At 62.5% G+C, this 14,483-nt stretch carries 13 protein-coding genes and 2 tRNA genes; 4 read left to right on the top strand and 11 right to left on the bottom strand.

What is annotated here, in order from left to right:
* The first annotated feature begins 65 nt into the window (after positions 1-65).
* On the top strand, positions 66-452 hold the full coding sequence (locus AAFP29_RS19835) for a DUF5994 family protein (RefSeq protein WP_419219122.1): 387 nt from the start codon (positions 66-68) through the stop codon (positions 450-452).
* 295 nt (positions 453-747) lie between these two features.
* Here the strand turns inward: AAFP29_RS19835 and AAFP29_RS19840 are convergent.
* The 5 genes from AAFP29_RS19840 to AAFP29_RS19860 all read right to left on the bottom strand — a co-directional run bounded on the left by AAFP29_RS19840 (position 748) and on the right by AAFP29_RS19860 (position 4,244).
* A tRNA-Glu gene (locus tag AAFP29_RS19840) sits at positions 748-820 on the bottom strand.
* 55 nt (positions 821-875) lie between these two features.
* Positions 876-947 (bottom strand) — tRNA-Gln (locus tag AAFP29_RS19845).
* Between the two features lie 126 nt (positions 948-1,073).
* A complete protein-coding gene (gene gltX, locus AAFP29_RS19850) occupies positions 1,074-2,549 on the bottom strand; it encodes a glutamate--tRNA ligase (RefSeq protein ID WP_419219123.1) in 1,476 nt (491 codons plus the stop codon).
* Between the two features lie 94 nt (positions 2,550-2,643).
* Positions 2,644-3,474 carry an alpha/beta fold hydrolase gene (locus tag AAFP29_RS19855; protein ID WP_419219124.1) on the bottom strand — a complete coding sequence of 277 codons (831 nt, stop codon included), beginning with the start codon at positions 3,472-3,474 and terminating at the stop codon, positions 2,644-2,646.
* Entirely contained in the window at positions 3,474-4,244 is a 771-nt protein-coding gene (locus AAFP29_RS19860) for a fumarylacetoacetate hydrolase family protein (RefSeq protein ID WP_419219125.1), read from the bottom strand. Before AAFP29_RS19860 ends, AAFP29_RS19855 begins: the two co-directional genes overlap by 1 nt.
* A 115-nt stretch (positions 4,245-4,359) precedes the next feature.
* Here AAFP29_RS19860 and AAFP29_RS19865 point away from each other — a divergent pair, with 115 nt between their 5' ends.
* On the top strand, positions 4,360-5,556 hold the full coding sequence (locus AAFP29_RS19865; RefSeq protein WP_419219126.1) for an MFS transporter: 1,197 nt from the start codon (positions 4,360-4,362) through the stop codon (positions 5,554-5,556).
* Positions 5,557-5,788: 232 nt separating this feature from the next.
* Here AAFP29_RS19865 and AAFP29_RS19870 read toward each other — a convergent pair whose 3' ends face one another.
* Both AAFP29_RS19870 and serA read right to left on the bottom strand, forming a co-directional pair.
* On the bottom strand, positions 5,789-6,802 hold the full coding sequence (locus AAFP29_RS19870) for a 3-isopropylmalate dehydrogenase (RefSeq protein WP_419219417.1): 1,014 nt from the start codon (positions 6,800-6,802) through the stop codon (positions 5,789-5,791).
* A gap of 11 nt (positions 6,803-6,813) precedes the next feature.
* Positions 6,814-8,409, bottom strand: coding sequence for a phosphoglycerate dehydrogenase (gene serA / locus AAFP29_RS19875; protein ID WP_419219127.1), 1,596 nt, complete (start codon positions 8,407-8,409; stop codon positions 6,814-6,816).
* Between the two features lie 325 nt (positions 8,410-8,734).
* Here serA and AAFP29_RS19880 point away from each other — a divergent pair, with 325 nt between their 5' ends.
* Complete coding sequence (locus AAFP29_RS19880; RefSeq protein ID WP_419219128.1) at positions 8,735-9,400, top strand: serine protease; 666 nt, start codon at positions 8,735-8,737, stop codon at positions 9,398-9,400.
* A gap of 165 nt (positions 9,401-9,565) precedes the next feature.
* Here AAFP29_RS19880 and AAFP29_RS19885 read toward each other — a convergent pair whose 3' ends face one another.
* The 4 genes from AAFP29_RS19885 to AAFP29_RS19900 all read right to left on the bottom strand — a co-directional run bounded on the left by AAFP29_RS19885 (position 9,566) and on the right by AAFP29_RS19900 (position 13,605).
* Entirely contained in the window at positions 9,566-9,928 is a 363-nt protein-coding gene (locus AAFP29_RS19885; RefSeq protein ID WP_419219129.1) for a hypothetical protein, read from the bottom strand.
* A 230-nt stretch (positions 9,929-10,158) separates the two neighbouring features.
* Entirely contained in the window at positions 10,159-11,172 is a 1,014-nt protein-coding gene (gene ilvC, locus AAFP29_RS19890) for a ketol-acid reductoisomerase (protein ID WP_419219130.1), read from the bottom strand.
* Between the two features lie 88 nt (positions 11,173-11,260).
* Entirely contained in the window at positions 11,261-11,761 is a 501-nt protein-coding gene (gene ilvN, locus AAFP29_RS19895) for an acetolactate synthase small subunit (RefSeq protein ID WP_419219131.1), read from the bottom strand.
* Positions 11,758-13,605, bottom strand: coding sequence for an acetolactate synthase large subunit (locus tag AAFP29_RS19900; protein WP_419219418.1), 1,848 nt, complete (start codon positions 13,603-13,605; stop codon positions 11,758-11,760). Before AAFP29_RS19900 ends, ilvN begins: the two co-directional genes overlap by 4 nt.
* A 458-nt stretch (positions 13,606-14,063) precedes the next feature.
* Here AAFP29_RS19900 and AAFP29_RS19905 point away from each other — a divergent pair, with 458 nt between their 5' ends.
* Positions 14,064-14,483, top strand: a complete 420-nt coding sequence (locus tag AAFP29_RS19905; RefSeq protein ID WP_419219132.1) for a PH domain-containing protein — start codon at positions 14,064-14,066, stop codon at positions 14,481-14,483.

The following is a 14,483-nucleotide window of genomic DNA, read 5'->3' on the forward strand; positions in this document are numbered from 1 at the left end:
CGAAGTCTGATACGGCTTCCGCTGTTACGATGGTCGGCCCTGCTCGCGCAGGGCGGAAGGGCACGATGAGGCGCAGCGAACACCACCCGACCGTCGACGGCGCCTGGTGGCCATACAGCACAAATATGGAATCCGAGCTCCTCGCACTCCTAGAGACCGTGGCAGAGCGGATCAACCCCATTGTGCGCGTCTTGTTTACCGACAAGGACTGGCCAAATCGTTTATCGCGCATTCAGATCGACAACCGCCTGGCCCGGTTAGACAGTTGCTACTACTGGCCATCAAGTGTGATCAAACTACGCGGCATCCACGACAAAGACGCGCTCGCCATCATGCTCATTCCGCCACAGACGAGCGCGAGCGACGCTACGACAATCCTCGCCACAGCATCACATGCCCGCGACACCTCCACGGTTAACGAGCTCAGGGCACTCGCGGATGCCCGCAATTGATCCGACGTCGCGGCGGCAAGCACAGCAGTTAGTTGACGAACTTGAACGCCACGCGGAGGTGCTGGTTGTAAGGATTGAGAATCAGCGGCGCGGGCCTCGGATAGCGAAGGCGGAACGTTCCAACCTGTACGAAGTTCGATCGCATATCAAGAATCTTCAGGCGACGTACGGACTGTAGCCCGACATTCGCGATTGTCGTGACCGGCCAAGAACCGCCCACGACGACAAATGTCACCTGAACAAGCAAAGACCCCCTCCCCTGCTATATGCAGGGGAGGGGGTCTTTTTTTGCTTGTAGCCCCGACGGGATTCGAACCCGCGCTACCGCCTTGAGAGGGCGGCGTCCTAGGCCGCTAGACGACGGGGCCATAGAACTTCCACATGCTCGCGATACCTTACGGCATTGTGAACATTGAGTGTTCGCTGGGGTACCAGGACTCGAACCTAGAATGGCGGTACCAGAAACCGCTGTGTTGCCAATTACACCATACCCCAAGGGATAACCCCTTCTCGGCCGTCAGCATGTCGGCCGACGCCCTCGATTGGGCCGAGAAAGAGGTTATCACCACCGTCGGGAAAACGCACAAACGTCGAGGTCATCGACTATTTCGTGGGCATGCGCTACGCCCGACCGGCAACGTCCGCCGCAGCACTCAAGCGGGCCACACTGCGGTCGCGGCCCAACAGTTCCATCGACTCGAATAGCGGCGGGGACACCTGCGATCCGGTGACCGCCACGCGTACCGGACCGAATGCCTTGCGCGGCTTGAGTTCCAGTCCGTCGATCAAGGCCGCCTTGAGCGCCTCTTCAATCGATGCCGTCGTCCAGTTGGTGAGGCCGCCGAGTGCGGCGATCGTGGCATCGAGCACCGGTTTGGCGTCAGCGCCCAGGTTCTTCGCTGCCGCCTTCTCGTCGATGGCGAAGTCGACGTCGTCGACATAGATGAACGAGACCAGGCCCCAAGCGTCGTCGAGCACCTGAATCCTCGTCTGGACCAGTTCAGCCAATGTCGCCAACGTGGCGTCGTCGACGGGCTCGCTCAGATAGCCGCGGTCGACAAAGAATTTCTTGAGTCGAGCGGTAAAGTCAGCGAGATCGAGTCGTCGGATGTGCTCGGCGTTGATCGCGTCAGCCTTCTTCTGATCGAACCGTGCCGGATTCGACTTCACTTGTCGCACATCGAAAGCCGCGATCATTTCATCGAGCGAGAAAATGTCGTTGTCACCGTCGAGTCCCCAGCCGAGCAAGGCCAGATAGTTGAGTAGGCCCTCGGGGAGGAAACCGCGCTCGCGATGGTGGAACAGGCTCGACTGCGGGTCCCGTTTGGAGAGCTTCTTGTTCCCCTCCCCCATCACGAACGGCAGGTGTGCGAACTCGGGTACGGCGTCGGCGACGCCGATCCGGATCAGCGCCTGGTACAGCGCGATCTGGCGCGGGGTGGATGACAGCAGGTCCTCACCGCGTAGAACGTGAGTGATTTTCATCATCGCGTCGTCGACCGGATTGACGAGGGTGTAGAGCGGATCACCGGACGCCCGAGTCAGTGCGAAGTCCGGCACGGTGCCGGCTTTCGCGGTGATGGTATCCCGGACTAGATCCGTCCAGACGATATCCTCGTCCGGCATACGAAGTCGCACAACGGGTTTGCGCCCCTCGGCAAGAAATGCCGCGCGCTGCTCATCGGACAGTTCGCGGTCGAAATTGTCATAGCCCAGTTTGGGATCACGTCCGGCGGCGCGATGGCGCGCCTCGACTTCCTCGGGTGTGGAGTACGCCTCGTAGGCCTCCCCAGCCGCCAGAAGCTTGGCCACCACGTCGAGATGGATATCTCGACGCTGCGACTGCCGGTACGGCGCGTATGGACCGCCGACCTCAGGGCCTTCGTCCCAATCCAGGCCGAGCCAGCGCAAGGCGTCGAGAATGGCCGCATAGGATTCTTCGCTGTCTCGCGCGGCGTCGGTGTCCTCAATCCGGAACACAAACGTGCCTTCGGTGTGCCGCGCCTGCGCGAAGTTGAACAATGCGGTGCGCACCAAACCCACATGCGGGGTCCCCGTTGGCGATGGACAAAAACGAACACGAACTGCGGAAGTCATGCCCTAACGGTAGTCGCACCGGCGATGGCTGCTGAAAGTGTCCCCGTGGCCACAGCAGGCACTATATTGCCGACTGCTCCCGCCACGCGGACATTCAGCGATCTAGGCCGTCGACGAACTCGAGCAGGATTCGGTTGACCTCGGCTGGCTGTTCCAGATATCCGAAATGGCCCGCCTTGGCCACCTCGTGGAACTTCGCACCGGGGATGGCGTCGGCGACTTCACGCGCAAGATGTATTGGGAGGGTTCGGTCGTCGGCGAACCCGACAACGAGCGCGGGCCGGGTAATGCCACGGTACGCGTCGAGCCGATTGGCCTCGGCATTGTGCAGCTCATACTGGGCGCGCACTCCCGGACTCACGACCTGCGGCGAGTAGCCGATGATGTCGAGCCAGTCGCGAGCCGAACGGTCGTCGTTGAGAGTGTGCGGCGACAAGTTGAGATGCGCGGTGATCGCTGCCTCGTACTCCTTGGGGAGGGTGATCTTGTTGTCGTACAACGCCCGTTCACCCGCCGAGATCGCACTCTGCAACGGCGTACTGCGGCCGTAGGTGGCGATCATCACCGCCGCCTTCACGACGTCGGGCCGCGCGAGTGCCAATTCCTGCGTGACTCGCGCACCGAGCGATGTGCCAACGACGACAGCCGGTCCGGCGTCGATATGTTCGACGAGTGCGGCAGTATCGGCGACCATGTCGGCGATGGTGAAACCGTCCGCACACTCCGACGTCGGGGCGATTCCACGATTGTCGAAGGTGACTACCCGATGACCGGCCTTCACCAGAGCCGGCTGCTGGTGGGCCTTCCACACCCGCCCCGGACTGCCGGTACCCATCACCATGACGATGAGCTGTCCGGCCCCTCCCGAGTCTTCGTAGGAAATGTCGATGCCGTTGAGTCGGGCGGTCCGCGGCGCGGTTCTCATTATTTGTCCACCACCGGATTACTCAGTGTCCCAATACCTTCCACAGTGACCGAGACGCGCTGGCCGGCAATCATCGGACCGATGCCGTCCGGAGTCCCGGTCAGGATCACATCACCGGGCAGCAGAGTCATGACACGGGAAATCCATTCGACGATGGCGCCGACATCGTGCAGCATCAGCGAGGTTCGTGAGCGTTGCGTGACCACGCCGTCGAGCTCGGTGCGCAACTCGACATCAGCCACGTCAACGTCGGTGGAGATCCACGGGCCTAACGGACAGAAGGTGTCGTAACCTTTCGCACGAGTCCACTGCCCGTCGATGGACTGTTGATCGCGCGCGGTGACATCGTTGGCGACGGTATAGCCGAGGATCACATCTTTCGCCTGCGATGCCTTGACGTCTTTACACGGGCGGCCGATGACGACGGCGAGCTCACCTTCATAGTCGACGCGCTCCGACGACGGCGGTCGCACAATGGGAACTTCGGGTCCGATGATCGAGGTGTTGGGTTTGATGAAAATCACCGGTTGCTCAGGCGGCGTCGATCCCATCTCCGCGGCATGCGCCGCGTAGTTCTTGCCGATACAGATCACTTTGCTAGCAAGGATGGGTGCAAGCACTCGCACGTCGGCCAACAGCCAGCTGCGACCGGTGAACGTCGGGGTTCCAAAGGGATGCTCTGCGATCTCCCGAACTGTCTCGGCACCGCGTTCGCCCTCCACAGAGACGAAGGCGACGCCGTCGGGACTCGCTACTCGACCTAAACGCATGTAATTCAGCCTATCCCAGATGCCGGGACACCTTTCGACAAGGTGTGTGTCAGTGTTCTAACATATGGAACATGCATCTCATTATTTGAGATGCGCGAATATTTGGGAGGCGAATGTGACGACCGCAACAGTTCCGAGCGCGATTGGGACCACCCGGCGTTGGAGCATCCTGGCGGTATCGATGCTCGCCGCCCTATCCACAGCTTGCGTCGTCAACGGTGGCGCATTCCTAATCCCGGAACTTCAGCGTTCGGCCGGAATCAGCCTGCCCGCCGCCTCACTGCTGGCAATGATGGCATCCATCGGACTGATGATCACGACGGTGCCGTGGGGTGCCGCACTCGATCGTTATGGTGAGCGCATCATCCTGCTGGTGTCACTGGCTGGCACTGTGATCGCGACGACCGGAACCGTTGTGGCAGCGGCTATGTCGGCGCCCACCTGGGCCGTCGGGACTACCCTGCTACTTGCCGGCGCCAGCGCGGCGTCGACCAACGGCGCTGGCGGCCGGATTGTGGTCGGCTGGTTCCCCGCCGATCAGCGAGGCACCGCCATGGGAATCCGGCAGATGGCTCAGCCGCTGGGCGTCGGGGTTAGTGCGATGACGATTCCCGTGCTCGCGCACCACTTCGGCCTGGCCGCCGGCGTCGCGGTCTTTCCGGTCGTCGCGGCGATCGCGTTGGCCCTGAGCGCGGCGGTGATCGTCGATCCGCCGCAGTCCGCCGGAACGTCGGGAGGCCAGACACCAAACCCGTACCGGCGCAACGATTTTCTCTGGCGCGTGCATAGCGTCAGCGTGCTACTGGTTATTCCGCAGATCGCACTGTGGACCTTTGTACCGGTATGGCTGATGGTAGATCGCGGATGGGCACCAGTGACCGCTGGCGTGCTGGTCACCGGCACCCAAGTCGTTGGGGCACTTGGGCGTATCGCCGCGGGCCGATGGTCGGATCAGTGGGGTTCGCGGATGCGGCCGATCCGTATCATCGCTGCTGCGGCAGCGATCTCGACTCTAACGCTTGCCGTGACTGACCTCTGGAATAGTCCGGCGGCAATCGCGATCATGGTCGTCGCATCGGTAATCACCGTCGCCGACAATGGTTTAGCGTTTACCTCGATCGCCGAATTTGCGGGGCCATCGTGGAGTGGACGGGCACTGGCGATTCAGAACACGATGCAATATCTGGTCGGTGCGGCGGCGGTCCCATTGATAGCAACAACAATCGACGACTTCGGATATCCGCTCGCCTTCGCCATCATCGCCATCACGCCGCTGATCGCGCTGCCACTGGTGCCACGAGACCCGAAGTAGGTTGGGTGATCGTTCGAGTGCCGGGTAAGGCGGGTGTATCGAGATCCACCTAACTCGAGAAACACCAGCCAACTTGGCAACTCACCTCACCAAGTCTCGATATACCGCCGAGTTCGCAAGCTCGCACGACGACACTCGACCACCCACAACTCAGGCCGAACACAAACCGCTGGTCGAGTGCCCGACGAGGCGGGTGTATCGAGACCCCGCGACTCCAACGACCGACGCTGACCTACAGCCGTCCGCGGATACTCGCTCCGACCTCGGTCGTCGAACGCGCGGCCTCGCCTCGCTCGGCAAGATCCGCGGTCACCGCGGCTTCGACCTTCGCGGCCTCGGCCTCATTACCCAAGTGCCGCAACAGCATTGCGACCGACAGGATGGCCGCGGTCGGATCGGCTTTGTTCTGACCCGCGATGTCGGGGGCTGAGCCGTGAACCGGCTCGAACATCGACGGATTGGTACCGGTCGCGTCGATATTGCCCGACGCTGCCAGTCCGATGCCGCCGCCGACAGCAGCCGCGATGTCGGTGATGATGTCGCCGAAGAGGTTGTCGGTGACGATCACATCGAACCGGCCCGGGTCGGTGACCAGATATATGGTCGCCGCATCCACATGGCAGTAATCGGTTGTGACATCGGGGAATTCGACGCCGATCTCGTCAACAGCACGCTGCCACAAGGATCCGGCGAAGGCCAGCACATTGGTCTTGTGCACCAGAGTCAGCTTCTTACCGCGAGCCTGGGCCCGCTCAAAAGCGTTGCGCACCACGCGTTCCACCCCGAATCGGGTATTGACGCTCACCTCGGTGGCCACTTCGTGCGGTGTGCCGACGCGCAGCGCACCACCATTGCCGGTGTACGGCCCTTCGGTCCCCTCACGAACCACAACGAAATCGATGTCCGGGTTCCCCGCGAGTGGCGACACGACTCCGTCGTACCGCTTGGACGGCCGCAGGTTCACGTGGTGGTCGAGCGCGAAACGCATCTTCAGCAGTAGCCCGCGTTCGAGGACTCCCGACGGCACCGACCGCGGATCACCGATGGCGCCCAACAGGATTGCGTCGTGCTCGCGAAGCGAATCGAGATCGGCGTCGGTCAGCAGTTCACCGTTGCGCAAGTAACGTCGAGCGCCGAGATCGTATTCGGTGGTCTCTACATTCGGCACCACCGCACGCAGCACAGCCAATGCCTCGTCGACGACCTCGGGACCGATACCGTCACCGGCGATGACCGCCAGCTTCAGCGGGGACCCGGTCACGACAGATCCACCTGAGCGATCAGGGTGGCCGACACAGCGTCACTGACCGAAGCGATGAGGGCGTCGTCGATCACCTTGTTGACGCGAAGCAGCACAGTCGCACCGTCTCCCTCAGCGTCCTGGGACAGTCCGGCCGCGAGGATGTCGACGCCGGCGTCACCGAGCAGGGTGCCGATCTTGCCGAGCGAACCGGGCTGATCGTTGTAGCTGACGATGAGGTTCTGCCCCTCGGCGCGCAGGTCGAAGTTGCGGCCGTTGATGTTGACGACCTTCTCCACCTGACGGGGCCCGCTGACCGTGCCGGATACGTTGTGCACGGTGCCGTCGGCCAGCACGGCCTTGACGTCGACAACGCTGCGGTGATTGGGGCTCTCGGTTGCCGTGGTGACCTCGCTGGTCACACCGCGCTCGGCGGCAACTGCCGGTGCGTTGACGAACGTGATCGGGTCATCGAGCACAGCCGAGAACAGACCGCGCAGCGCCGAAAGGCCAAGTACCTCAACACTGCTGGAGGCGAGTTCACCGCGGACGTCGACGACGATCGATGCGGGTACCTCAGGGCTGATCACTCCGATCAGCACACCGAGCTTGCGGGCGACTTCCAGCCACGGCGCGACCTCGTCGTCGACCGCACCGCCGGTGATATTCACGGCATCGGGGACGAAATGGCCGGCCAGGGCAAGGCGCACGCTCTTGGCGACGTCGGTGCCTGCGCGGTCCTGTGCCTCACTCGTCGATGCACCGAGATGCGGCGTCACGACAACCTCGGGTAGTTCGAACAATGGCGAATCGGTGCACGGCTCAGTGGAGAATACGTCGAGGCCAGCGCCGCGTACCTGACCGGACTTGATGGCGTCGGCGAGCGCTTGCTCATCGATCAGGCCACCACGTGCGGCGTTGACGAGGACAACACCCTTCTTGGTGCGCGCCAACTGCTCCGCGCCGATGAGGCCAAGGGTCTCCGGCGTTTTAGGGAGGTGAACGGTGATGAAGTCAGCTCGCTCCAGCAGTTCGTCGAGCGTGACCAGTTCAATGCCCAACTGAGCGGCGCGGGCCGCCGACACGTAGGGATCGTAAGCGATGATCTTGGTCTCGAAGGCTGCCAACCGCGCGGCCACGAGCTGGCCGATGCGGCCCAGTCCGACGACGCCGACGGTCTTATCGAAGATCTCAACGCCGTTGAACGACGATCGCTTCCAGGTGTGCTCGCGGAGGGTGGCGTCGGCGGCCGGGATCTGGCGCGACGCCGACAGCAGCAGGGCGACGGCATGCTCGGCTGCGGTGTGGATATTCGACGTCGGAGCGTTGACCACCATGACGCCGCGCTCGGTGGCTGCGGGGACGTCGACATTGTCCAGGCCAACGCCCGCGCGAGCGATGATCTTCAACTTGGAGCCCGCTGCGAGCACCTCGGCGTCGACGGTGGTGGCCGAGCGCACCAAGATGGCGTCGGCGTCGACTACGGCTTCCAGAAGTTTGGGGCGGTCGGGACCGTCCACCCACCGCACCTCGACGTCGCTGCCCAGGGCATCGACGGTCGAAGGTGCCAATTTGTCGGCGATCAGGACAACTGGACGGCCAGCTGAGGTCACGATTTAACTCCCGCATTCGGTGTCGGCAAGGTACACAGCAGTGCTGGTCGCGACATAGGCGAGCGGCGCGAAATCTGCTGCCGCGAACAGTCTAGATGGCATGGTTCGGGCTGCCTGCAGGCGGCTACCTGCTGATATTCCGATGGCAATACACCCCAATTGGGCGCAGGCCACTACTCCGGGTAGATTGTGACGCGCATTACTCAGATCACAGAATGGTTGCGGCTGGGGGCCGACTGGATTCCGCAGCCCAAAACCTTCAGACTTGGCCGGTACCGTGACGGTGTTTGTGTTGGCCGCTACTTGATGATGACTTGGAGATTGAATGAATAGGAAGCTGTCTGCGCTGTTGGCCATTCTGGCTGCAACCCTGTTGGCCGGTTGGGGCGCTGGCGCTGCAACGGCCGCACCCGCGAAGGCGTTTGTCGGCGGTGGTTCGGGAATCTTGGTCCTCAAGGGCGGCAATACTGCCAGTGCGTGCACGATGACTACCGTTGGCCGCTCCAAGACCGGCAAGTTGATCGGCATCACCGCGGGCCACTGCGGTAAGCCTGGCCAGCGCGTGTTCTCCGAGACGTTCCAGAACCGCGGGCAGATCGGCACCATCACCTATTCGGCCAGCGATCTCGACATGGCCATCATCGAGCTGAATCCGGCGAAGGTCGTGCCGCTGCGTAAAGTGCGCGGCGTGACGATCCGCAAGATCGACCCCCGCGCAGCGCAGTTCCCCACCATCGCCTGCAAGGAAGGCCGCACCACCGGCAACACCTGTGGGGTCGTCTGGTTCTCCGAGGGCACCGCCCACTACAGCCAGATCTGCGTCATCGAAGGTGACTCCGGTAGTCCCGTAGTCGTCGGCGATCGCCTGATCGGCATGGTCAACGCCTACTACTTCACGTCCTGCATCGGACCCGAGACCGGCACCAACATCGCGCCAGTGTTGGCTCGCGTCCGCGGGATCCCGGCATACGGCGGTTTCACTCCGGTGTAAATCGGCAGTCGCACAGCAGTTTTCGACGCGCCCCGGACGAATTGTCCGGGGCGCGTTGCTGTTTGAGGTTGAGGCGGGGTCAGCTAGAAATTCTGGACTATAGCGGCAGACCTGGGCAGCTTGCCTCGGCCACATACTGATATCCGGATTTGGAGGACGAACGGATTACGACGCGAAGTGGATTCCCGCCGCAACACCGAGTAGAACAATTGCCACGACGTCGATATATGCGACGCGCCGCAACTGCTGATTGGCGCCCCCGACAAGTACCAATAGATAACTCAGCATCGACACTGCTCCCCCGACCATCGCGGGCACGCGCAATGACTCGACAAAGGCCCCGACAATCAACGCCACGCCCACTATGAGCAGCAGCACCGCCCGATGTCGGAGCAGCATCTCGACGTTGTGGTCAGCCACGTCGACGCCGTACGCGCGACTAACGGCGCCCGGTACTACGGCGACAAGCCCGGGGACAGCATTAATCAGGCCGACGATCACCAACAGCACCGCCATCGTGACATCCATTTGCACTCCTCACGTATACCTCGGGGCTACACCCCGCATCTGGTCCGTGTAATCATCGCCGACGACACGGCATGACGGTGGCTGAAACCTGCAGTCTCGGCGTCGGCGAGGGCGCATTCACCTCACGACGAACCACAACGCAGACTCCAGCCCCGAGCCGCTATCCCGCCGACAACAACACAAAGGCGCCGCCGGAGAACCCGGCGGCGCCTCGTGAAAACTGTTGAAACTTAAGCGGTTTCGGTGATCGGCCGATCGACCCAGCTCATCAGGTCGCGCAGCTTCTTGCCGGTGACCTCAATCGGGTGCTCGGCGTTGGCCTTACGAAGACCCTCGAGCTCCTTGTTACCGCCCTCGACGTTGGCAACCAAACGCTTGACGAAAGTGCCGTCCTGAATGTCGGTCAGGATCGCCTTCATGCGCTCCTTGGTGTCGGCATCGATGACCCGCGGGCCCGAAACGTAGCCACCGTACTCGGCGGTGTCAGAGACCGAGTAGTTCATCCGGGCAATGCCGCCTTCGTACATCAGGTCGACGATGAGCTTGAGCTCGTGCAGCACCTCGAAGTAGGCCATCTCCGGTGCGTAACCGGCCTCGACCATAACCTCAAAACCAGTCTTGACCAGTTCTTCGGTGCCGCCACACAGCACGGCCTGCTCGCCGAAGAGGTCAGTCTCGGTCTCTTCCTTGAAGGTGGTCTTGATGATGCCCGCACGACCGCCGCCGATGGCGCTGGCGTAGCTCAGTGCGAGAGCCTGCCCCTCACCCTTCGGATCCTGATCGATGGCGATCAGACAGGGCACACCCTTGCCGTCGACGAACTGGCGACGAACCAAGTGGCCCGGGCCCTTCGGCGCGACCATCGCGACGGTGACATTCGCCGGCGGCTTGATCAGGTCGAAATGGATGTTGAGTCCGTGGCCGAAGAACAGCGCGTCGCCGTCCTTCAGATTCGGCTCGATGTCGTTGGTGAAGATCGACGCCTGGCTGGTGTCGGGGGCCAGGACCATGATGACGTCGGCCCAGGCGGCTGCCTCGGCGCTGGTCAGCACCTTGAGGCCCTGCTCTTCTGCCTTCTCCCGCGAGGCGCTGCCCTCACGTAGGCCGAGCACAACATCGACGCCCGAGTCGCGCAGCGAAAGCGAATGCGCGTGTCCCTGGCTGCCGTAGCCGATCACAGCGACCTTGCGGCCCTGGATGATCGACAGATCGGCGTCGTCGTCGTAGAACAGTTCGACTGCCACGTTGAAATCCCTTCAGATGTGAATATCTCGATTAAGTTGTCCGCGGACCGGCTAGTTCGCTTGGCGCACTTACCGGTTCGAAGAATTGCTACCGATTCGATGAAATGCTTCGCGGGCCGCGACCCAGCGTCACCGCGCCCGATTGCGCGATCTCCCGAATGCCGTAGGGGTCGAGCATCTTGAGCAGTGCCTCAAGCTTCTCGGTGGTTCCGGTGGCTTCGACGGTCACCGATTCCGTGCTTACGTCGATGACCTTCGCCCGGAATAGATTAACGACCTCGATAACTTCGCTGCGCACCGACGCGTCGGCACGCACTTTGATCATCATCAGTTCGCGGGAAACCGAGTTGGTCGGATCCTGCTCGACGATCTTGATGACATTGATCAGCTTGTTGAGCTGTTTGGTCACCTGTTCCAGCGGGAAGTCGTCGACCGTGACCATGATGGTCATCCGTGACAGCCCCTTGAGCTCGGTGGGTCCCACCGCGAGCGAAGAAATATTGAAGCCGCGTCGGGAGAAGAGGCTCGACACACGGGCGAGAACACCCGGCCGGTCCTCCACCAGCACGGACAGGGTGTGAGTGGTCACTGGTCTTTCTCCTCTGCAGCGGTGGCCGGGTTGACCTGGCCCATGGCCTCGTGGATGACAGCTGGCTCGTCGGCGCTCTCGTCCTCGTCGAAAAGGGGCCGGATGTCACGTGCCGCCATGATTTCGTCATTGCCGGTGCCCGCAGCGACCATTGGCCACACCTGGGCGTCGGCGCCGACGATGAAGTCGATGACGACGGGACGATCGTTGATCTCGCGGGCGGCAGCGATCGTCGATGCGACGTCCTCGGGACGCTCGACGCGGAAGGACGCACAGCCCAACGCCTCGGATAATTTCACGAAGTCCGGGATCATCCGAGAATGTGTTGCCAGATCCGTGCTGGAGTACCGCTGGTCGTAGAACAGCGTCTGCCACTGCCGGACCATGCCGAGGTTGCCGTTGTTGATCAATGCGACCTTGATCGGAATACCTTCGATCGCGCAGGTGGCCAGTTCCTGATTGGTCATCTGGAAACAGCCGTCGCCGTCGATTGCCCACACCTCGGTGTCGGGGGAAGCCATCTTGGCGCCCATCGCGGCCGGCACCGAATAGCCCATGGTGCCCAGGCCGCCCGAGTTCAGCCAAGTACGCGGCTTCTCGTATTTGACGAATTGCGCGGCCCACATCTGATGCTGGCCGACGCCTGCGCAGTACACGGCGTCGGGACCGGCTGCTTTACCCAGCTCTTCGATGACGTATTCGGGCGACAGTGAGCCGTCCGACTGGGCGTCGTAGCTCAGCGGATAAGTCTTGCGGATACCGTCGAGGTACGACCACCACTCGGTGAGATCCTGACCGGTGCTGCCGGTCGCCCGGTCGCTGCGCAGCGACTCGAGGAGGTCGGCGATCACTGCCTTGCAGTCGCCGACGATGGGCACGTCGACCACGCGGTTCTTGCCGATCTCGGCGGGGTCGATGTCGGCGTGGATGACCTTGGCGTTCGGCGCGAATGACGACAGCTGACCGGTGACGCGATCGTCGAAGCGGGCGCCGAGGGTGATGAGCAGATCCGAACGCTGAAGTGCCGCAACGGCTCCCACCGCTCCATGCATGCCCGGCATGCCCATGTGCAAGTTGTGACTGTCGGGAAACGCGCCACGTGCCATCAGCGTGGTGACCACGGGGATGCCAGTCAGTTCGGCCAGTTGCAGCAACTCGGCCGATGCCTCGGCTTTGATCACGCCGCCGCCGACGTAGAGCACCGGCGCCTTTGCCGCGTTGATCAGTCGCACCGCTTCGCGCACCTGCTTACCGTGCGGCTTGGTGACCGGCCGGTAGCCGGGCAGATCGAGCTGCGGCGGCCAAGAGAAGGTGGTCTGTGCCTGTAGGACGTCCTTGGGGATGTCGACCAGCACCGCGCCGGGCCGACCACTTTCGGCGATGTAGAAGGCCTCGGCGATCACCCGAGGGATATCGATTGGATTGGCGACCAAGAAGTTGTGCTTGGTCACCGGCATCGTGATGCCGGAGATGTCAGCCTCCTGAAACGCGTCGGTGCCGATCAGGCTGCGCCCGACCTGTCCGGTGATCGCGACCACCGGCACCGAGTCCATCTGCGCGTCGGCCAGTGGGGTCACCAGATTGGTTGCACCGGGACCCGACGTCGCCATGCACACACCCGCACGTCCTGCGACCTGTGCGTATCCGGTTGCGGCGTGGCCCGCGCCCTGCTCGTGCCGGACCAGCACATGGCGAACGCGCTGCGAATCGAGAAGCGGGTCGTAGACCGGGAGCACCGCACCGCCGGGAATACCGAACACGACGTCGACACCAAGTTCCTCGAGTGACCGCACGACCGACTTCGCGCCGCTTACACGCTCAGGCGCTACGGTCTGCTGGCCGATCGTGCCAACCGGACGAACGGTGGTGGCGGGCTGACCCGCTGCCGTGCTCGTTCCGGCAGCCGATGCTGCGGTTGTCTGTGTCGCATTGTCGTTTCCGACGGTTGGTGCGCTCACTGCGGTGTCCCATCTAGTTGCTGGACAAGAAAAAACCCCCGACAGCGAAGCTGTGCGAGGGTGGCGCGTCGATGCTGGAGGTCTACGAAGTGACCGGTCAGACGGCGACGCGCCGGCCGATTACTACGAGGAGTCCTTCATGCATCACGGGGTTTACGTTAGGTCGATCCAGGTTGCTGAGTCAAACTGCTGGCACTCGAATCCCAAATAGTGGGAAATTGCGGGCGTGACGACGATCTCCCTCACCGTTTCGGTGACAGTCGCCGCATCGACGACGCAGGTAAGAGCCGTTTCGATGTCGACGCGAGTTCCTACCACTACCGGGACAGTGCGACAATGGGAACGTGTCGAAGACAGAAACCACCGCAACCGTCGAACTGCCCGTGACGATCCGCATCTCCGGCATCGCCTACCTCGCGGTACTGATGGCTGCGTTGGTCGCGGTGATCTTCGCCGGAGTCAACCTCGCCATCTTCGGCTGGGTCCTGGTAATCCCGGTGGTGCTCGCGTTCTGGATTCATCGGCTGCGCACAGTCGTGACCGAGGACGGCCTACGCGCGGTGTCGACCTTTCGTACCACCGATGTGACCTGGGCAGAGCTCGATGGCCTGCAGTTCCCCAAATGGGGACCGGTCCGGGCGGTACGAACCGACAAGTCTTTCGTAAAACTGCCGGCAGTCGGCTTCGTCGACCTTCCAGTGCTATCGCTGGCCAGCGGCGGTCGAGTACCAGATCCATACGATGGCGTCGACGATCTGGCCTGA

Origin of the sequence: Gordonia sp. CPCC 205333, from assembly GCF_048537885.1 — a bacterium.
Lineage (GTDB): Bacteria > Actinomycetota > Actinomycetes > Mycobacteriales > Mycobacteriaceae > Gordonia.

Bases quoted from the DNA above. Each gene is read 5' to 3' on its own strand.
- AAFP29_RS19835 (WP_419219122.1), top strand. From the start codon at position 66: ATGAGGCGCAGCGAACACCACCCGACCGTCGACGGCGCCTGGTGGCCA.
- gltX (WP_419219123.1), bottom strand. From the start codon at position 2,549: ATGACTTCCGCAGTTCGTGTTCGTTTTTGTCCATCGCCAACGGGGACC.
- AAFP29_RS19855 (WP_419219124.1), bottom strand. From the start codon at position 3,474: ATGAGAACCGCGCCGCGGACCGCCCGACTCAACGGCATCGACATTTCC.
- AAFP29_RS19860 (WP_419219125.1), bottom strand. From the start codon at position 4,244: ATGCGTTTAGGTCGAGTAGCGAGTCCCGACGGCGTCGCCTTCGTCTCT.
- AAFP29_RS19880 (WP_419219128.1), top strand. From the start codon at position 8,735: ATGAATAGGAAGCTGTCTGCGCTGTTGGCCATTCTGGCTGCAACCCTG.
- AAFP29_RS19885 (WP_419219129.1), bottom strand. From the start codon at position 9,928: ATGGATGTCACGATGGCGGTGCTGTTGGTGATCGTCGGCCTGATTAAT.